Origin of the sequence: Solidesulfovibrio fructosivorans JJ] (assembly GCF_000179555.1) — a bacterium.
Lineage (GTDB): Bacteria > Desulfobacterota > Desulfovibrionia > Desulfovibrionales > Desulfovibrionaceae > Solidesulfovibrio > Solidesulfovibrio fructosivorans.
Window position 1 is genome coordinate 1 of sequence record NZ_AECZ01000005.1, and the last position, 18,349, is coordinate 18,349.

Below are 18,349 nucleotides of genomic sequence, written 5' to 3' on the forward strand. Positions count from 1 at the left end.
GGGTAACCAGGAAAGTCTTTGGAAGGGGGCCTAGGGGGAAACTTTTCTACAGAAAAGTTTCCCCCTAGGCCTTTTTATTTGCGGAGCAACACCTCGGCAGCGGCGGTGGCGTCGGCGGCCAGGACGATGTCGAGGCCTTCGAGCACGTCGGCGGGCAGGGTCTCGACCACGGGGGCGTTGGCCTGGGGCAGGACAACGGTGGTGATGCCGGCGCGTTTGGCGGCCAGGCATTTTTCCCGGATGCCGGCCACGGGGAGCAGGCGTCCGGCCAGGGTCATCTCGCCGGTCGCGGCCGCGTCGCAGCGGGCGGGGCGGCCGGTCAGCAGGGAGAGCAGGGCGCAGAAGATGGTGACCCCGGCCGAGGGGCCGTCCTTGGTGATGGCCGCGGCCGGGAAGTGGACGTGGATGTCGGTTTTTTCGAAAAAGTCCGGATCGACGCCGAGTTCGACGGCACGACTGCGGATGTTGCTGAGCGCCGCCTGGGCCGATTCGCGCAGCACGTCGCCGAGGGAGCCGGTGAGGAGAAGCTGCCCGGAGCCCGGCATGCGGGCGGTCTCGACGAACACGATTTCGCCGCCGTGCTCGCCGACGACCAGACCCGTCACCACGCCCACGCGGTCGCCGGCTTCGGCCGCCTCGCGGGTGAAGCGGCGCGGCCCGAGGAGCTTGGGGATGTCCGGGGCGTCGATGGCGGTCGGGGCCGTGCCCTTGTCCTCGAAGGTGAGCCGGGCCAAGCGGCGGCAGGCCGCGCCGACTTCGCGGGAGAGTCCGCGCAGGCCGGATTCGCGGGTGTAGTCGTCGACGATGCGGCCAAGGGCCTGATCGGTGAAGGTGATGGAATCCGGGGACAGGCCGTTTTCGCGCAGGTGCCGGGGCAGGAGGAAATCCTTGGCGATGCCGAGCTTTTCCCGGTCGGTGTAGCCGGGGAAGGCCAGGTTTTCCAGGCGGTCGAGCAGGGGGCCGGGCAGGCGCGAGACGTCGTTGGCCGTGGCGATGAACATGATGCGCGAGAGGTCGAAGGGGATTTCCAGGTAGTTGTCGGAAAAGCGGGCGTTTTGTTCGGGGTCGAGGATTTCGAGCAGGGCCGAGGCGGCGTCGCCGCGAAAGTCCGCGCCGATCTTGTCGATCTCGTCGAGCATGAAGACCGGGTTGGACACGCCGATCCGGGCCAGTTCCTTGAGGATGCGCCCGGGCATGGCCCCGACGTAGGTGCGCCGGTGGCCGCGCAGTTCGGCCTCGTCGCGAAGTCCGGCCAGAGACAACCGCACGAATTCGCGCCCGAGCGCCTCGGCCACGGCCTGGCCCACGGACGTCTTGCCGACTCCGGGAGGGCCGGAAAAGCACAGCACCGGCCCGCGCCCCGGCGAGGCGGCCAGCTTGGCGTCGAGGACCTCGCGCACGGTCTTTTTGAGCTCGTCGAGATTGACCGGCTTGCCGAGGTAGTGGGCGGCCCCGGCGCGAAGCGCCTCCACGGCCGTGCCCACGGTGGCGAACCCGGTGACCATGACGACCGCGGCGTCCGGAGCGGTGCGCCGCAGCCGCCGCAAAAGCTCCATGCCGTCCAGGCGTTCCATTTTGAGATCCGTCACCACCACATCGGCCGCGAATCCGGCCGTCAGGACATCGAGCGCCTCCAGGCCGTCCCCGGCCGTGCGCACCTCGTAGCCTTCCTTCCCCAGAACATGGGCCATGTTCATGCGTGCGATCTCCTCGTCGTCCACCACGAGGAGCTTCGGCTTGGCCGCGCCGCGAAGCGCCCGGGCGGCCAGGAATTCCAGGATGCGCTCCTTGACCGCCGTGAGCCCGTGGTGCCGCGCGTCCAGCACTTCCCTGGCCCGGGTGAGGTCGAGGGTGTCGCGGGTGCAGTTGTTCCAGGGAAGTTTCAATAAAAATTCAAGGTAGTTGATGCCGACAGCGTATTCGGCCACGGACGGGTCGGTCTTTTCCAGGCGTTCCAATTCGCGACCGGCGGCATCGGCGGCCTGAGCCGGCAAATTGGCGTCTTCCACGGAGCGGCGGAGGGTTTCGAGCACGCCGGTATCGGCTTCCGCGGCGTTCGGGGCGGCGGGCTCGGCCTGGCGGGGCTTGTTGCGGAAAAACATGGCGTTCTCCTTGCGGACGGATGGGGCAATCTAGCGTCAAACCGGGCGGCCGGGCAAATATCCCGGTTTGGCCGCAAGCGGGTTGCCTGTTGCGCATTGTTACGACTGGGAGGTGGTGTTGCAGATTGCAACGCGAAACGAAGAACGGCCGGAGAGGGCGCGGTTATGGGGTTTTTTGTTCGCAAGGCCTTTTTGCGTTGCAGATGGCAACACTGACTGAGTGGTCAGTCAGTTTTTAAGAAATCAAGTTTTATCAAATAAAAACAAATTATTAGAAGAATGTTTCAAAATGGCACGCATCTTGTTCTTAAAAGCGCAATCCGGGCGCGAAGCCCACAACGAGAGGACAGGATGCACGACGCCGCGACCATGACGCAGGAAACCCAGATGCCGGCCGGACGGCCCCACCAGGTGCTGGTGGTGGTCCGGGGCGGCCAGGCGGCCGCCGCCTTGACCGAATACGCCCTGGGCGTGGCCGAGCGGCTGGGGCTCGGGATCCTGGCGGCCTACGTCGATACCCTGCCCCGGTTCGGCGACAGGCTTTTACGGCGGGAGCGCTTCGCCGCCGGCGCCGCCCACGACGCGGCCGTGTTCGCGGAAAAGGCGCAACAATCAAACATTGGCTTCGAGCATGTCACGGCTTCGGGCAAGGCGTCCGAGGCGGTGCTGGCCCTGGTGCACGGTGGCCGGCGCATTGATTTCGTGGTGCTCGATCCGGCGATTCGACTTGAGGATGTGGCCCGGCGTTCGCCCGTGCCGGTCTTCGGCCTGGATGTGGCCGAAGCGGACGGCAAGGGGCGCGATCGCGGCCGCAAGATGCTGCAACACCGAAATCCTGGGAGGTTGTCCATGTCCGAGAGAACGCGCAAGCGCAACGGGGTTCGTTCCGTCATCTTCGGCATCGCTTCGGTGGCTCTGTATGCCGCGGTTTTCACCCACAGCGATTGGGTCGCCAACCTGTCGGCCAAGGGCGGCCTGTACGCCGTGGTGCCGGTCATCACCGTCTTTTTGTTCTCCTATATTCACGGCAGCTTCACCGGCGCCTTCTGGTCGGCGCTCGGCATCGAGGCCTCCAAGGGCGCGGCGGCCAAGAAGCAGCCCGCCGTTTCGACCGAGAAGCGCAAGGACGGCCGCGCTGCCGCCCAGATCAACGCGTAGGCATTTTATGGCGGCCCGGGACAGTCGCGGCCGCATCTTAAGGGTTTCAAGGGTTACGAGCACCGCAAGGGTACGGGAGGAGAGGACATGCACGGCGCTGGCGAAATGATTACCTTCATCGACCTCAATGTCTATTCGGTCATATTTCTTTTCCTGGTCGGCTTCATCGGCGGGCTGGTCAGCGGCTTTATCGGCTCCGGCGGCGCGTTCGTGCTCACCCCGGGCATGATGAGCCTCGGCGTGCCCGGCCCGGTGGCCGTGGCCAGCAACATGTGCCACAAGTTCCCCAAGGCCCTGGTCGGGTCCATCAAGCGTTACCGCTACGGGCAAGTGGACATCAAACTGGGCGTCATCATGGGGCTTTTCGCCGAGATCGGCGTCCAGCTCGGCATCAAGGTCCAGACCACCATCCTGGAGCGCTGGGGGCAGGCCGGCTCCAACCTCTACGTCAGCCTGGCCTTCGTCGTGGTGCTCTTGACCGTCGGCAGCTTCGTCATGCGCGACGCCATGCGCCTGGCCCGCAACGGCGGCGCGGGGGGATCGTCCAACCGGCTGGCCCAGCGCCTGCAGGCCATCGAACTGTGGCCCATGATCACCTTCAAGCGGGCCGGCGTGCGCATCTCCATGTGGTTTCTGATCCCCGTCGCCCTGGCCACCGGCATGCTGGCCGCCACTATCGCCGTGGGCGGGTTCATCGGCGTGCCGGGCCTCATGTACGTCATCGGTGTCACGAGCATCGTGGCCTCGGCTTCCGAACTGGTCATCGCCTTCGTCATGGGCCTTGGCGGCACGCTGATCTGGGCCTACTACGGCATGGTCGATATCCGCCTTACGCTGATCATCCTCGGCGGCTCGCTCTTCGGCGTGCAGCTCGGCGCCATCGGCACCACTTACGTCAAGGAGTACATGATCAAGATGGTCATGGCGATCATCATGCTGATCGTGGCCGTGAGCCGCTTTTTGGCCATGCCCAAGTACCTCAACAAGCTTTCCCTGACCAATTTCGCCGACACGACCGTGTCGCTGCTCTCCCAGACGAGCTTCGGCATCATGGTGGTGGCTCTGCTGATCGGCGCGGGCATCATCCTGGCCTCCATGTTCAAGGCCAGAAGGCTCGAAAGCGGGGCCTAGCCCGATGCACGTGCACCGACCCAAGACCATTGTCGTCGGGCTCGACGGCTCCCCGGCCTCCCGGGGAGCCTTCGAGCAGGCCATGATCCTGGCCGCCTCCTTACGGGGGCGGCTTGTCGCCGTTGCGGTGGCTCCCGCTTTGGGCGGGCTCGAACGCATCGGCCGGGAGCGGGAGCGCCGGGAACTGTTGCGTCCCTTCGAGGAGGCCCTCGAAGCGGCGGGGGAGGCCGCGTCCAAGGCCGGGTTGCCGCTTAAAAAGGTGCTCGAGGCCGGCGAGGCCTTCGAACGGCTGGTGGACGCGGCCGAGGGCGAGGAGGCCAGCCTGGTCGTTTTGGGGGACGCCCGCCGGGCCTATATGGAACGGATATTGCTTGGGAGAAACGTGGCCAAGGTCATCGGCTACAGTCCGTGCGACGTGCTGCTTGTTCCAGAACGAACCAAGCTGGACTTCACCAAGGTGGTCACGGCGGTCGACGGCTCGAAGCAGAGCATGGCCGCCGCCGGGCGCGCCATCGGGCTGTGCGCCGCCTACGCCGGCTCCCTGGATGTGGTGGCGGTCCTCGATGTGCCCGTGGACAGGCATCTGATCTACGGCATCTTCGAGGACATCAAGCGCCGGGCGCTCGTCGCCACGGGAGCGGTGGCCAAGGCGGCCAAGGAGCGCGATGTGCCCTGCGAGGTGACCATCTTGGAGGGCTCCCCGGACCGCGCCATCGCGGCCCATGCCGCCAAGGTCGGGGCCGGCTGCCTGGTGCTCGGATCGTACGGCAAGAGCGGATTGCGGCGGTTGCTGCTCGGCAGCGTGGCCGAGCGGGTGCTGGCCCTTTCCTCCTGCCCGGTCCTGGTGGTCAAAGCCGCGCCGGGAGATGCGGACGCCGTGCCTCTGGACGAAGAAACGTAAAACCTTTCCCCCAAGGAGGACTCTATGGAACTGCGACTGGCGTTTACCGAATTCCTGTTTGCGTTTTGCGCTGTGGTGCTGGCCGATCGCGTCTATGGGTTCTCCGACCGTCTTTTGGGGCGTTTCGCCCACAAGACGGACAAACCCCAGTTGCGGGCCGCAAGCGCCAACGACTGGTACGTGTATTTCCACCGCAGCGACCTGACCGGCGAAAAGGAGCCCGCCCGGCCCGCCGCCCCGGCCGCCCGCGTGATCCCGGCCGCCGCCCGCCAGCCCCGCCGCGACTCCCGCCCCAGGCTTCGCGCCTGAGGCAGGCTGCCTTGGGGGAACCCTTGCCTGCCGAAAGGGGTTCCCCCAAGCCCCCCCTTCCAAAGCCTTCCCAGGTGATCCGCTCGTTTCGTGCGAGCCTGAAATTTTTGAAAAGCGCCCCTGGCCAAGGAACGGCCGGACGGGGCTCCTCTTGCCGTCTTCCTCCCGCCCAAAACCCAATCGGGATACGCACGACGTTATTTCGCGACGAACCTGATTTCCATTGTGGCCCGAAGGGTATTGATCCTCTCCGTTATTGCCCGTGCCTCCGCCGCATCCTGGTTTTTGGCCGCATGCTCCAACCCGCGATACAGTTCGGAAAGCGCCTGCAATTCATAGTTGCCGGCCGCGCCCTTCAATCCGTGGCCCAGACGGCGCAGCTCCTCGAAGTCCCCGTGCCGTATCGATCTGGCGATGGAGTCCATTTCCTGGTCGATCTCATCCAGGAATGCCGGCATCAGCTCCCGCAGGTCCGCATCGACTTCAATGCGTTCCGCGATGACGGCGGCGGGCGGCGGGGGCGCGCACCGCGCGTTCTTCTGGCGTGTCCCAGGCCCTGACCGGGCGAGGTTGGGCGGGACGGTCCGTTCGATGGCCTGCACCAAGTCGCTTTTCCTGACCGGCTTGGACAAAAAGGCGTCGCAACCGGCCTGTAGGCTTTCTTCCTTGTGCTGGACAAAGGCATGGGCCGTCAGCGCGATGATAGGCGTGCGGGGCAGCCCTCGGCCGCGCTCGAAGGCGCGGATCTCCCGGGTGGCGGCGAGTCCGTCCATCACCGGCATTTCCCTGTCCATGAGCACGATATCGAATTGCCCGCCCGCCCGGGCATAGGTGTCGACGGCGACTTTCCCGTTGACCGCCTCGTCGATGTCTATCCCGGTTGTTTTGAGATAATGCTGAATGATCATGCGGTTGGCGGCGATGTCCTCGACAAGAAGCAGGCGCATGCCGTCCAGGTTTCCGGTCGGATTCCGCGCGCCCGCCAAATCCGCATGCCGCTCGGTCCGGCCCAGGATTTTTGAAAAGAGCGACCGCAAATCCGATCGTCTGATTGGCTTCGGCAACAAGCCGTCCAGATGCAGCTTTTTGGATTTGAGCCGGTTTTCGAAGGTATCGCTCGAGGTGTTGAGGATGATGTGCGGCGGCGCCTGGGGATGCAGCCGCCTGAGTTTCTCGGCCACCTCCATGCCGTCCATGCCGGGCATAAGCATATCCAGAAAGATGACGTCATAGGGCGTTCCTGATCCCTCGGCCTCATATGCGGCGGCCAGGGCCGCGGGTCCGTCTTCCGCCCAGGCCACGGTAGCTCCCCACCGGTTCAGGTGGTCATGGAGCAACAACCGGTTCGTTTCGTTGTGATCCACGACCAATACCTTCACACCGGACAGCATGTTGGCGACATGGGTGTCGGACGGGTCGTATGCCGGGGGCTCGTTCGTATGCTTGAGCCTGACGGTGAGGAGGAAGGTGGTGCCCGCACCCTCGTTGGATTCTATCCGGATTCCTCCGTCCATAAGTTCGATCAGCTTTTTGGATATGGCCAATCCAAGGCCGGTGCCGCCGAATTTACGCGTCGTCGACGTGTCGGCCTGGGAAAAGCTCTCGAACACCGACTCCTGCTTGTCCTTTGGAATGCCTATTCCGGTATCGCTGACGGTCACCAGGATCGTTTCCTTGTCCGCGGGCAGCGGGCCGGGAAGAATATGGAGTGTGACTTCGCCGTGCTCGGTGAATTTGATGGCATTGCTTAGCAAATTGATGAGAATTTGTTGCAGCCGGGTCGGATCGCCGAGGACATGTCGGTGTACTTCAGGAGCCACCCAGCAGGTCAATTTCAGTCCTTTTTCCTGGGCCTTGAGGCCAAGAATGCGGCCGATCCCCTCCACAAGGTCGATGAGGTCGAACGGAACGCACTCAAGATCCACTTGCCCGGCTTCGATCTTGGAAAAATCGAGGATGTCGTTGATAATGGCAAGAAGCATTTCACCGGAAGAATGCAATGTTTGAACATAGTTTTTCTGGTCGAAATCCAACGATGTCTCTTCGAGAAGTTCGCTCATACCGAGTATGGAATTCATTGGTGTCCGTATTTCGTGGCTCATACGGGCAAGAAATTCTGATTTTGCTCTCGTTGCGGCTTCCGCGGCAAGCTTTGCCCTGTGCAGCTCCTGTTCGACCATCTTGCGTTCCGTAACATTGCGCATGCACTCGACGGCGCCGACGATATTTCCGGAACTGTCTTTGAGTGGCGCGGCCACACCCCAAAGGTAGGCCCCTTTCCCGCCGAATGCATTTGGTGTATAAATTTCACCAAAAAGCATTTCTCCCTTTCGTTGCACAAACGTATATTGCTCTATAGGGACCCGGTCGTCCAAGACCCAGTCGATAAGAATTGGCCTTCTTTCATTGTAGAACGGTAGCGCATATTCGTAATTCCCTTTTCCAACGATAGCTTCCTTTTTCACCTCCGTAACGTCTTCAATGGCTTTATTCCAAACGACGATGATGCCGTCCTTGTCCACGATCATGGTCGGTTCTGGTAAAAATTCAATGATGTCGGTCAATTGTCGAATGGAGTCCTGCAAATACCTTTCCCGCTGCCGTGTTGCGGTCACATCGCGAAAAATCCAAAGGCGGCCGTCTTGCCCGGCTCCCGGAAAAAGAGCGGCGGTGCGGATCTCGATGACCCTGCCGTCCTTTAACGACAACACAACGGGGGCGGCCTTTTCGCCGTCACCCGTGTTGGGTGCGAAGTCCTCGGGATAGACCTTTCCCGATGCGCAACCGTCAAGCTGGGCGGTGATGCTATCGAAAAATGCAGCCGTGTCACTGCCAAGGAGGGCGGGATCGTCCAGATTCCACATGGCGCGAAACCTGTCGTTGCAGACCATTATCCGCCCGAACTTGTCCGCGGCAAGAATGCTGTCTTCCAATGCCTCTACAAGGGCTTTCAAGAACTCGGCTGAACAATGAATATCAGGCATCACTCCGCCTTTGTCTGTTGCAGCGGGCATGGTCTCGATCAGGAGCGGGACGTCTTCCCAAAAAAGTTACCCAGCGGTTTTGACGGTATTTCGTCCCTCTTCCTTGGCTCGGTACAAGGCCTGATCGGCCGCGTCGATGATCTCGCCCGGTCCGTGATTCCTTTCGGGGTAGGATGTCGCGACTCCCAGGCTGACCGTCACATGGGGAGCCACGCTGGAATGCTCGTGGGGGATTGCCAAAGAGGAAATACGCAAGCGTATCGTGTCGGACGCGTCCAATGCGCCTTGGGTATCGGTGCCGGGGAGTATGACCGCGAACTCTTCCCCGCCGTAACGGGCGACGAAATCGGCGGCGCGCCGCACGCTCTCCTTCAAAGACCAACCCACCCGGCGCAGGCAGTCGTCGCCTTGTTGATGTCCGTAGTTGTCATTGTATTTCTTGAAGAAATCTATATCCAGGAGGATCAGGGACAAAGGCGCTCCATTGCGTTGCGCCCGACGCCATTCCTTGTCCAGGACCGCATCGAATCTGCGGCGGTTCGGAATGGCGGTCAAACTGTCGATGAAAGCCTGTTCCTCCAAAAGGTCGCGGGCACGTTTTAATTCGATGTGGTTTCGAATGCGGGCTTTGACGATGGGCATACGGAATGGTTTGCGGATATAATCCACGGCGCCGAGGTCCAGTCCCTTGGCCTCGTCCTCGTCTTCGTCCAGGCTGGTAATGAAGATGACTGGAATCTTGCGACTGCGTTCATCATCCTTGAGCTGGCGACAGGTTTCGAAACCATCCATTCCCGGCATGAGTATATCCAATAAAATCAGATCGGGTTGCTGTGCATGCACGACCTCCAAGGCCTCCATGCCGCTTGTTGCGGTCAGGCATTCGTATTCACCCGACAACTTCTTCGCAAGCAGACGCGTGTTGGCCCTCATGTCATCGACGATCAGGATTTTCTTAGGAGGCAGCACAGGGATACTCCTTTGCGATGGTCCGGAATATACGAGGTGCGGCAAACATGCCTTTGCTCCTTCTTCCTTCGGATTCCCGTGTCGTTATTTTGAAAATATCATGGAGTCCAGTATCGCTTGCGCGTGAGTCGTCTGATTGGCGGCCATAGTGTTCATATGTCCGAAAGCCGAGGAGCGTCAAAAGTCGGAGGCCTCCGTTTTTCCCTTCCCCCGTATTCCTCCTCTTGCCCGGGCGTTGCGCGGCGGACGTCCAAACGATAAGAACGCGCATTACATGCGCGCCCGGTGGACCGGGCGGGAACGGGGGGACATGGGTGGCGTGCGCCATGAATACCCGGTGTCAGGACGCGTCCCGTCGACGCGGACCGAAGCCGGGCCTTGACGTTGCGGCAGGGGAAGGTTGCGGTCATGCGGGTTGACCGGCGTCGGCTTATCACGGCCCTGGTTGTTCTGGCCTTGCTGGCCGGGCTTTTCGCCACCCGGCTCTGGCGCATCGACGCAGCTTCCCTATGGGAGGACGACTACCTCAATCTGGACCGGGCGCTTATGCCCCTGGCCGGCATGGCCGCCGTCCAGAAGTGGCAGGGCCCGGCGGACACCATTTTCGATTTCCAGCCACCGCTTGTCTACGCCGCGCAGCATCTGGCCCTGGCCATCCATCAAAGCTCGCTGGCCGCGCGCTTGCCGAGCCTTTTGGCCTCGCTGCTGACGCCGCTCGGGCTGTGGCTGCTCGGCCGACGCCTGTTCGGTCCGGCCGTCGGGCTCGTCGCCACGGTCCTGTGCACCTTCCTGCTCTATCCGCTCAATTACGCCCAGGCCATCAAAACTTACGCGCTGCTGCTTTGTCTGGCCGTGTATTCCCTGTGGCTCATTGCCCGGGCCGTGGCGGTGGGGGATCGGAAATCATGGATCGCCTACGGTGGCTGTGCGCTTGCGCTGCTTTATACCGGCTACCAGGGCCTACCCGTTTTCGCCGCCGAGAGCCTTTGGGCCGGGGTGATGCTGTGGCGACGACGGCCGGCCGAGGGACATGCCGGCCTCTTGCGCCGGTTGTCGCCGCTTCTGGTCACGGGGGCGGTGGTCACCGCGGCCTATCTGCCGTGGTTGCAGGCGGTCTTTTTTGTCAGGGATTTCTTGTACGATCCGGCCATCCGGCCCTGGGCCGGGCTTGATTTCACCTTTGCCGGCAAAATCCTGCGCGGATTTATCGGCCCCGATACGGACGTGCCGACGGCCTTTGTCGTTGCCTGGTGCATCGCCCTGATCCTTGGCCTCGGGGACGGCCTGCGCCGACGCCAATGGGCGGAAACGGGGCTGTTGGCCCTGACGGCCGGGACAACAAGTCTGGCCCTGGTCAGCTCCCATGGGCTGTTGCGCCAGATCCTCGAGGCCCGCCATGGCGTCACGGTTTTTCCGTCCCTGGTCCTTTGGGCGTCTTGCGGCGTGGTCGTTTGCGGCCAAATCGCCATCCGGGCCTTGTCCCGCTTTCGCTTTGGTCGTCAGGCCGGGATAACCGCCGGGGCTTTGGCCTGTCTGGTCCTTTTGTGGCCGAGTCTGGTCGGGTATCGGGATTTCTACCACCGCTCCATGAGCCTCGACCGGGAATTTTTCCACTGGCTGGACGATGTGCGCGGCGATGCCGACGCCTTGGAGTTTCAGGGCTATAAGCGCAATACCCGCCGCTTTGCCGCCGGCTGGTATCTGCCCGGGCGCTTCGGCGAGGCCGGGACCTTCGCCGCCCCGGGCTATCGCCGCATTCTCGTCAGCGACACCTTCTACACCGACGCCGCCGCCAGGCGGCCACGTCCCGTCGGCGTGCCGCTCGGAGAATTCGGCGCGCTTTTTACCACCACTCGCGTCGCCCTTGTCCCGGCAGCCAGCCGCGCCCCCCTGGTCATGGACCCGGGGCCGGACGGCATCTGGTGCTATAAGGACGATTTTCGGGACAGGCGATTTTACGCCGACGCCCTAAGCGCCGCCAACACGACCCTCGATACCGAACTCGGCATGCTGCGCCCGGCGCGATATTCCAGGCCCGCATCCGCCACCTGGGCCTTCGAGGTCCCGCCCGGCACGACGCTTTCCAAACTGCGTCTGACGGTCACGGCCGCGCTTTTCAAGCAGCATCCGACCGTGGCGTCCGATTCCGAATTGATCGTCGCCGCCGGAGCGAACCGGGACCACATGACCGATCTCGGCGTCATTGGTCAGGAGGCATTTCCCGTGAAGGACGGCCGGCCGGTCACGACGTCGAGCCCCTTTTTCGATGAGATGGGCTTTTACCATGGCCGATGCCGGAAGGTGGCGGTGGATTATGCCGTGCCGGCGGACCTTGCCGCCTCGGGCCGGGTGTATGTGCGCGTGTCCTATCAGCCCGGGCACAAGGAAGGATTTCTCAATCTCGCCGGCCTGGCGGTGACCGCCGACCTGTCGGGAAAAGCCGCCGCACTGGGCGCGGAAAGTCCCCTGGCCATCCAGGCCAGGCATTTGTTGCGCAATGTCCGGGCCGTGCCCTGGCGCGAAGTGGATGACGGCACGGATGTCGGGCTGTTCGCCTTTGCCGCGCCGGAATTCGACGGGCTGGCCGGCCTCGGCCTGCCCGTGGGCACCTCGGAGGAGGGCGAAGCCTTTCGCGCGGCCCATCCCGGGCTCTCTCCGGTGGCCGTCCTGCACGATCGGGCGGGGACGATTGCCCTTTCCGTCTACGATTCGACCCTGACCTCCCCGGGCATCGGGCTTTCGGCCAAAACGCCCGAGCGCCGTATTCGCGGGCTGCCGGATTTCGGCAAGGAGCCGGCCTCGCTACGCCTGACCGGGACCATTTCCATCCCGACCCTGCGTCTTGGCGCAACCAGCCTGACCATTCCGGTTCTGGCCCCGGCCGGAAGCACCCTGACCCTGACTCCGGGCGGCAAAGGACGCATCACCTTCGTTCCGGATTGGACCGGTCCCGCCTCCCGCCTGACCGCGCCCATGAGCTACGCGCGCGACGTGACGCCCTCGAAGCTGGAGCGGGGGGCGCTGACCTGCAAGGTGGGTTGCAACTGCGCCTTCGCCTACACCTTCGCCTCGGCTCTGCCCATAACCGAACTGCGCCTGCGCGCCTTTCCCCTCGTCTACGCCAACCCCTGCCGCAAGTGCGAACCCAACCGGGCCACCGTGGCCGTGTCCACGGATGGCGGTAAGACCTACCGGCCCCTGGTCGAGGAGACGGGCGGCGAGGAGTGCACCTGGACGCCGGCCGGCGCCTACTCCTACCGGCGGCTGCGCCTCGATCCGCCGGCCAAAACCGTGATCGTCGCCTTCAAGTTGCAGCAGGGGGAACAGGCCGGGTTTCTCTCTCCGTCCTGGAACGTGGACGACATGTATATCGAGGCCGATCTCGACGCGCGGGCGCTGCCGCCGCTGCACCTCTCCGGCCCGGACCTCCACGTGTCGCTGACCAATCCCGAAAGGAACGACTTCGCGCTCTTCCTGCGCCCCGGCCCCTGGCCGTTCTCGTCGCGTACGGCGCAGCCGGAGTTTTAGGAGGGGGAAGAGAATGCGAGAGGGGAACCCTTTTTGAAAAAAGGGTTCCCCGCTCGCGCTCTCCCCTCCCCAAAACGTTTAACGGTTACAGGTGGGATACTGCTAACAATTTGTAACTGTTAGAAGTCTTTGGAAGGGGGGCCTGGGGGGAAACTTTTCTTCAGAAAAGTTTCCCCCCAGTTCCTTTCGGCTTTTCTAGAAGTCGTAATTATACGTCGCGACGTAGGCGTCGATGCGCTTGTGGGACGCGTCGATGCGGGCGCGCAGGTCTTTCTTGTACTGTTCGAGGTCGATGGTCGTTTTGGCCACGCCGGTATCCATGGCCGCCTTGGCCACGGCCGGGGCTTCCCATTCCAGCATGCGGAAGTCGAGCGCCTTGGGGATGATGTAGTCGATGCCGAACTTCACGTCCTTTTCGCCATACATGTCCATGACTTCGGTCGGCACCGGCTCCTTGGCCAGGGCGGCGAGGGACTTGGCCGCGGCCAGCTTCATGGCCTCGTTGATCTTTTTGGAGCCCACATCCAGGGCGCCGCGGAAGATGAACGGGAAGCCGGAGACGTTGTTGATCTGGTTGGGGAAGTCCGAGCGGCCCGTGCCCATGATGGCGTCGGGACGGGCTTCCTTGGCTTCGTAGTAGCCGATCTCCGGATCGGGGTTGGCCATGGCGAAGATGATCGGATGCTTGGCCATGCTCTTGACCATATCCTGGGACACCAGGCCCTTTTTGGACAGGCCCAGGAACACGTCGGCGCCCTTGAAGGCTTCGCCCAGGTTGGCGTAGGCGTGCTTCTGGGCGAACTGGGCCTTGGTCGGATGCAGGCCGGTGCGGGAGGTGTTGATGTGGCCTCTGGAGTCGAACATGGCGATGTTGGCCGGGTCCACGCCGAGGGCGACGTAGAACTTGGAGCAGGCGATGGCGGCCGCGCCCGCGCCCGAGACCACGATCTTTAAGTCCTCGATCTTCTTGCCGGTGATCTCCACGGCGTTGAGGATGCCCGCGCCGGAGATGATGGCCGTGCCGTGCTGGTCGTCGTGGAAGACCGGGATGTCCATCATGTCGATGAGGCGCTGCTCGATCTCGAAGCACTCCGGCGCTTTGATGTCTTCCAGGTTGATGGCCCCGAAGGTGGGTTCGAGCAGTTTCACCGTCTCGATGACCTTTTCCGGGTCCTTGGTATCCAGGTTGATGTCGTAGACGTCGATGTCGGCGAAGATCTTGAACAGCACGCCCTTGCCTTCCATGACCGGCTTGCCGGCCATGGGGCCGATGTTGCCAAGGCCCAGCACGGCGGTTCCGTTGGAGACCACGGCCACCAGGTTGCCCCGGTTGGTGTATTTCCACACGTTTTCAGGATTGGCCTCGATTTCCTTGCAAGCCAGGGCCACGCCCGGGGAATAGGCCAGGGAGAGGTCCTTCTGGTTGCGGAAGGGCTTGATCGGCACGGACTCGAGTTTGCCGGTACGCCAAGCGGAATGGTAACGAAGCGCTTCTTCCTTGGTGAAAAGGGCCATGTGTGGACTCCTTGGATGGTTTGGTGCTTAAGCGTCGGCGGGATCATCCGCCGCGCGGGCCTGTGGCGGATCGGCCGCGGCCGCCCCGAGCAGGCGTTCGGCAATGGCTTTGGCCGCCCGGCGGCCGGCGCCCATGGCCGAAATGACCGTGGCCGCGCCGGTGACGATGTCGCCGCCGGCGAAGACGTTGCGTATGGAGGTTTCGCCGGTTTCCGGGTCCGCCGTGATGTAGCCCCGGCGGTACGTGGAAAGGCCCGGCGTGGACTGGCTGATCAGCGGGTTGGCTCCGGTGCCGACGGCCACGATGGCCATGTCGGCCTCCAGCGTACAGGTGTCGCCCTGGCAGGCGACCGGCGCGCAGCGGCCCGAATCGTCGGGCTCGCCGAGCATCATCTTCTGCATGGCGATGGCCGTCAGCCGTCCCTTGTCGTCCCCGATGAATTCCAGCGGGGCGTTGAGGCACAGGATTTCCAGCCCTTCTTCCTTGGCGTGGTGGAGTTCCTCGCGCCGGCAGGGCATTTCGTGCTCGGTGCGGCGGTAGGCCAGTGACACCTTTTCGGCCCCGAGGCGCATGGCCGTGCGGGCCGAGTCCATGGCCACGTTGCCGCCGCCGAAGACCACGACGTGCTTGCCGGGGAAGGTCGGGGTGTCCGTGGCCGGGAACTTGTAGGCCCGGCCGAGGTTGACGCGGGTCAGGTACTCGTTGGCCGAGAACACGCCGATCAGGTTTTCGCCCGGGATGCCGAGAAAGCGCGGCAGTCCCGCCCCGACGCCGATGAAGACGGCATCGTAGCCGGATTCGAGCAACTCGGGCACGGTGATGGTCTTGCCGCCGACCCAGTTGGTGCGAAACTCCACCCCGAGGGCCTTCATGGCCTGGACTTCCTGGCGCACCACGCCCTTTGGCAGCCGGAATTCCGGGATGCCGTAGACGAGCACGCCGCCGACCTCGTGCAGGGCCTCGAAGACCGTGACCGGAATGCCCCGGGCGGCCAGATAGCCGGCGCAGGTGAGGCTACTTGGCCCCGACCCGATGCAGGCGACCTTGAGATCGTCGCGGGCCATGGAGCAGGCCGGGGTGCCGGTCACCGTTTCGCAGGCCGACCTGGCCAGGTACGAATCGGCCACGAACCGCTCGAGGCGGCCGATGGCCACGGGTTCGCCCTTTTTGCCCAGGATGCACGAACCTTCGCACTGGGTTTCCTGGGGACAGACACGGCCGCACACGGCCGGCAGGGAGTTGGTTTCGCGGATGACGCCGTAGGCGGCGTCGAGGTCGCCGGCCGCGACCTGTTTGATGAATGCCGGGATGTCGATTTCCACCGGACAGCCTTTGCGGCAAGCCGGCTTCTTGCATTGGAGACAACGCGCGGCCTCGGCGGCGGCCATTTCGGGCGTGTAGCCGAGGGCGACTTCCTCGAAGTTGCGGGCCCGGACCTTGGGGTCCTGCTCGGGCATGGCGGTGCGGGGGGCCTTGGCCTTCTTACTTGGAGCAGTGGCATTCATGGCTTTTCCTGAACTCCTCGTAAGAAATGCGTTCTTGTTCCTTGAAGGACGTCAGACGGGCGGCGAGCCCGTCGAAATCCACCTTGTGGCCGTCGAATTCCGGGCCGTCGACGCAGGCGAACTTGGTCTCGCCGCCGACGCTGACCCGGCACGCGCCGCACATGCCGATGCCGTCGACCATGATCGAGTTGAGGCTGACCGTGGTCTTGACCCCAAAGGGCCGGGTGGCCTCGGCCACGGCCCGCATCATGGGCACGGGGCCGATGGCCACCACTTCGGCCACGGTCTTGTCTTCGGTAAGGCGCTCGACCAGCAGGTCCGTGACGAACCCCTGCCGGCCGCAGCTGCCGTCGTTGGTGCTGATAAGGACCTCGGGGCAAAAGGAGCACAGCTCGTCCCGAAAGAGCAGCAAGTCTTCGCAACGCGCGCCGATGATGGTGACCACGTGGTTGCCGGCCATGTGATGGCCCTTGGCGATGTGGTGCATGGCGGCGATTCCGGTGCCGCCGCCGACGCAGATGACCGGTCCGCCGAGCTTGTGGATCTCGGTCGGCTTGCCGAGCGGTCCGCAGACGTCGAGAAGGAAGTCCCCGGCGTCCAGGGTGTCCAGATGGGCTGTGGTCTTGCCCATGATGAGGTAGACCAGGGTGATGGTCCCGGCGGTCGGGTCGGCATCGGCGATGGTGAGCGGAATACGCTCGCCGTCTTCCCAGACCCGCAGGATCACGAAGTTCCCGGGTCTGGCTTTGGCCGCGATGTGTGGGGCTTCGAGGACCAGTTCGCTGGTCTGCCCCGGGATCAGCTTGCGCTTGCGCAGGATTCGGGTTGGCATGGGTGCTCCGCAACGCGCCAAAAGGCGCGGCTTAGCCGAGGTTCGGCTTCACGTACAGCTCCCCGCCGTGGCAATCGTTTATGACCAGGAGCGGGAAGTCCTTGACCGTCAACTCCCGTATGGCCTCCGGACCGAGGTCCTCGTAGGCGATGACCTTGGCGTCCTCGATGCGCTGCGACAAAAGCGCGCCGGCGCCGCCGGTGGCTCCCAGATACACCGCCTTGTACTTGCGCAACGCGTCCTTGACGGCGTCGTTGCGCTTGCCCTTGCCGATGGAACCCTTGAGCCCCAGGGAATGGAGCCTGGGGGCAAAGGAATCCATGCGGTAGCTGGTGGTGGGTCCGGCCGCGCCGATGGGTCGTCCCGGAGGCGCGGGGGAGGGACCGACATAGTAGATGAGCGCGCCTTTCAGGTCAAAGGGGAGCGGCTCTCCTGCGTCAAGTGTCTCGACGAGGCGCTTGTGGGCGGCGTCGCGCGCGGTGTAGATGTGGCCGCTTATAAAAACCACATCGCCGGTTTGCAGTTTCTCCACGTCAGCGTCGGAAAGCGGCGTGGTCAGATGGTGTTCGGCCATTAGAAAACGACCTCCTTGTGGCGGGCGCTGTGACACTGGATGTTGACGGCGAGGGGCAGGCTCGCCAGGTGGCACGGCGCGACTTTGATCTTGACGCCAAGGCTCGTGGTTTTGCCGCCAAGGCCCATGGGGCCGATGCCGAGGTTGTTTATCGCTTCGAGCAGCTCGTCCTCGAGCCCCGCGATCTCGGGATCGGGATGGCGGTCGTCCAGGGCGCGCATCAGCGCCTTTTTGGAGTTGATGGCCGCCAGCTCGAAGTTGCCGCCGATGCCGACGCCGACGATGGTCGGGGGGCAGGGGTTGGGACCGGCCTCGGCCACGCGGTTCACCACGAATTCCTTGATGCCCTTCCAGCCCTGGGCCGGGGCCAGCATGGTGACCCGCGACATGTTCTCCGAACCGCCGCCCTTGGCCATCATGCAGATTTTGAGCGCATCGCCCGGCACGATGTCGAAGTGGATGATGGCCGGGGCGTTGTCGCCGGTATTCTTGCGGCTGAAGGGATCGCAGGAGGACTTGCGCAGGTAGCCGTCCTTGTAGCCCTTGACCATGCCGTCGTTTATGGCCGCGCGCAGGCTGCCGCCCTCGATTTTGACGTCCTCGCCGACCTCGACGAAAAAGACGCCGAGCCCGGTGTCCTGGCAAAGCGGCAGGTTGGTGGTGCGGGACAGCTCGGAATTTTCGAGCAGTTGCCGGAAGATCTCCTTGGCCGCCGGGGCCTCCTCCGCGGCGTGACAGGCCTCGAAAGCGGCCTGGACGTCGTCGGGAAGCGCGTGGTTGGCCGTGGCGCACATTTTGGCCACGGCTTCGGTGATGTCGGATGCCTTGATCGTCTTCATG

General features: G+C 63.6%; 13 protein-coding genes. 5 read left to right on the top strand and 8 right to left on the bottom strand.

What is annotated here, in order from left to right; translation table 11 throughout:
• Nucleotides 1-74 precede the first annotated feature (74 nt).
• A complete protein-coding gene (locus DESFRDRAFT_RS04655) occupies nt 75-2,102 on the bottom strand; it encodes a S16 family serine protease (RefSeq protein ID WP_005991624.1) in 2,028 nt (675 codons plus the stop codon).
• Between the two features lie 351 nt (nt 2,103-2,453).
• Between DESFRDRAFT_RS04655 and DESFRDRAFT_RS04660 the strand changes: the two genes are divergently transcribed.
• From DESFRDRAFT_RS04660 to DESFRDRAFT_RS04675, 4 genes are all read left to right on the top strand, one after another.
• Nucleotides 2,454-3,260 carry a universal stress protein gene (locus DESFRDRAFT_RS04660; protein WP_005991625.1) on the top strand — a complete coding sequence of 269 codons (807 nt, stop codon included), beginning with the start codon at nt 2,454-2,456 and terminating at the stop codon, nt 3,258-3,260.
• 87 nt (nt 3,261-3,347) lie between these two features.
• On the top strand, nt 3,348-4,391 hold the full coding sequence (locus DESFRDRAFT_RS04665; RefSeq protein WP_005991627.1) for a sulfite exporter TauE/SafE family protein: 1,044 nt from the start codon (nt 3,348-3,350) through the stop codon (nt 4,389-4,391).
• 4 nt (nt 4,392-4,395) lie between these two features.
• Complete coding sequence (locus tag DESFRDRAFT_RS04670) at nt 4,396-5,292, top strand: universal stress protein (protein WP_005991629.1); 897 nt, start codon at nt 4,396-4,398, stop codon at nt 5,290-5,292.
• Between the two features lie 24 nt (nt 5,293-5,316).
• A complete protein-coding gene (locus DESFRDRAFT_RS04675) occupies nt 5,317-5,601 on the top strand; it encodes a hypothetical protein (protein WP_005991632.1) in 285 nt (94 codons plus the stop codon).
• Nucleotides 5,602-5,798: 197 nt separating this feature from the next.
• Here the strand turns inward: DESFRDRAFT_RS04675 and DESFRDRAFT_RS20630 are convergent, their stop codons facing one another.
• Together DESFRDRAFT_RS20630 and DESFRDRAFT_RS04685 are read right to left on the bottom strand one after the other, a co-directional pair.
• On the bottom strand, nt 5,799-8,585 hold the full coding sequence (locus DESFRDRAFT_RS20630; RefSeq protein WP_005991635.1) for a PAS domain-containing hybrid sensor histidine kinase/response regulator: 2,787 nt from the start codon (nt 8,583-8,585) through the stop codon (nt 5,799-5,801).
• 66 nt (nt 8,586-8,651) lie between these two features.
• Nucleotides 8,652-9,554: a diguanylate cyclase gene (locus DESFRDRAFT_RS04685; protein WP_005991637.1), complete on the bottom strand. Its 903-nt coding sequence runs from the start codon at nt 9,552-9,554 to the stop codon at nt 8,652-8,654.
• Nucleotides 9,555-9,962: 408 nt separating this feature from the next.
• On the opposite strand from DESFRDRAFT_RS04685, the gene DESFRDRAFT_RS04690 reads away from it, so the two are divergent.
• Entirely contained in the window at nt 9,963-13,082 is a 3,120-nt protein-coding gene (locus tag DESFRDRAFT_RS04690; protein ID WP_005991640.1) for a glycosyltransferase family 39 protein, read from the top strand.
• Between the two features lie 195 nt (nt 13,083-13,277).
• Here the strand turns inward: DESFRDRAFT_RS04690 and DESFRDRAFT_RS04695 are convergent, their stop codons facing one another.
• Genes DESFRDRAFT_RS04695 through DESFRDRAFT_RS04715 form a run of 5 tightly spaced genes read right to left on the bottom strand, consistent with a single transcriptional unit; the run spans nt 13,278 to nt 18,348 of the window.
• Entirely contained in the window at nt 13,278-14,597 is a 1,320-nt protein-coding gene (locus tag DESFRDRAFT_RS04695) for a malic enzyme-like NAD(P)-binding protein (RefSeq protein ID WP_005991642.1), read from the bottom strand.
• Nucleotides 14,598-14,624: 27 nt separating this feature from the next.
• Nucleotides 14,625-16,103, bottom strand: a complete 1,479-nt coding sequence (gene gltA, locus DESFRDRAFT_RS04700) for an NADPH-dependent glutamate synthase (protein WP_005991644.1) — start codon at nt 16,101-16,103, stop codon at nt 14,625-14,627.
• On the bottom strand, nt 16,081-16,935 hold the full coding sequence (locus tag DESFRDRAFT_RS04705) for a sulfide/dihydroorotate dehydrogenase-like FAD/NAD-binding protein (RefSeq protein WP_005991646.1): 855 nt from the start codon (nt 16,933-16,935) through the stop codon (nt 16,081-16,083). Before DESFRDRAFT_RS04705 ends, gltA begins: the two co-directional genes overlap by 23 nt.
• A gap of 31 nt (nt 16,936-16,966) precedes the next feature.
• Nucleotides 16,967-17,509, bottom strand: a complete 543-nt coding sequence (locus tag DESFRDRAFT_RS04710; protein WP_005991649.1) for a Fe-S-containing hydro-lyase — start codon at nt 17,507-17,509, stop codon at nt 16,967-16,969.
• Nucleotides 17,509-18,348 (bottom strand): fumarate hydratase, encoded by an 840-nt coding sequence (locus DESFRDRAFT_RS04715; RefSeq protein WP_005991651.1) that lies wholly within the window; start codon nt 18,346-18,348, stop codon nt 17,509-17,511. Before DESFRDRAFT_RS04715 ends, DESFRDRAFT_RS04710 begins: the two co-directional genes overlap by 1 nt.
• Nucleotide 18,349: the final 1 nt, after the last annotated feature.

What these genes read in the sequence shown, in the direction of transcription:
- DESFRDRAFT_RS04655 (WP_005991624.1), bottom strand. Translation starts at nt 2,102, where the DNA reads ATGTTTTTCCGCAACAAGCCCCGCCAGGCCGAGCCCGCCGCCCCGAAC.
- DESFRDRAFT_RS04660 (WP_005991625.1), top strand. Translation starts at nt 2,454, where the DNA reads ATGCACGACGCCGCGACCATGACGCAGGAAACCCAGATGCCGGCCGGA.
- DESFRDRAFT_RS04665 (WP_005991627.1), top strand. Translation starts at nt 3,348, where the DNA reads ATGCACGGCGCTGGCGAAATGATTACCTTCATCGACCTCAATGTCTAT.
- DESFRDRAFT_RS04670 (WP_005991629.1), top strand. Translation starts at nt 4,396, where the DNA reads ATGCACGTGCACCGACCCAAGACCATTGTCGTCGGGCTCGACGGCTCC.
- DESFRDRAFT_RS04675 (WP_005991632.1), top strand. Translation starts at nt 5,317, where the DNA reads ATGGAACTGCGACTGGCGTTTACCGAATTCCTGTTTGCGTTTTGCGCT.
- DESFRDRAFT_RS20630 (WP_005991635.1), bottom strand. Translation starts at nt 8,585, where the DNA reads ATGCCTGATATTCATTGTTCAGCCGAGTTCTTGAAAGCCCTTGTAGAG.
- DESFRDRAFT_RS04690 (WP_005991640.1), top strand. Translation starts at nt 9,963, where the DNA reads ATGCGGGTTGACCGGCGTCGGCTTATCACGGCCCTGGTTGTTCTGGCC.
- DESFRDRAFT_RS04695 (WP_005991642.1), bottom strand. Translation starts at nt 14,597, where the DNA reads ATGGCCCTTTTCACCAAGGAAGAAGCGCTTCGTTACCATTCCGCTTGG.
- gltA (WP_005991644.1), bottom strand. Translation starts at nt 16,103, where the DNA reads ATGAATGCCACTGCTCCAAGTAAGAAGGCCAAGGCCCCCCGCACCGCC.
- DESFRDRAFT_RS04705 (WP_005991646.1), bottom strand. Translation starts at nt 16,935, where the DNA reads ATGCCAACCCGAATCCTGCGCAAGCGCAAGCTGATCCCGGGGCAGACC.
- DESFRDRAFT_RS04710 (WP_005991649.1), bottom strand. Translation starts at nt 17,509, where the DNA reads ATGGCCGAACACCATCTGACCACGCCGCTTTCCGACGCTGACGTGGAG.
- DESFRDRAFT_RS04715 (WP_005991651.1), bottom strand. Translation starts at nt 18,348, where the DNA reads ATGAAGACGATCAAGGCATCCGACATCACCGAAGCCGTGGCCAAAATG.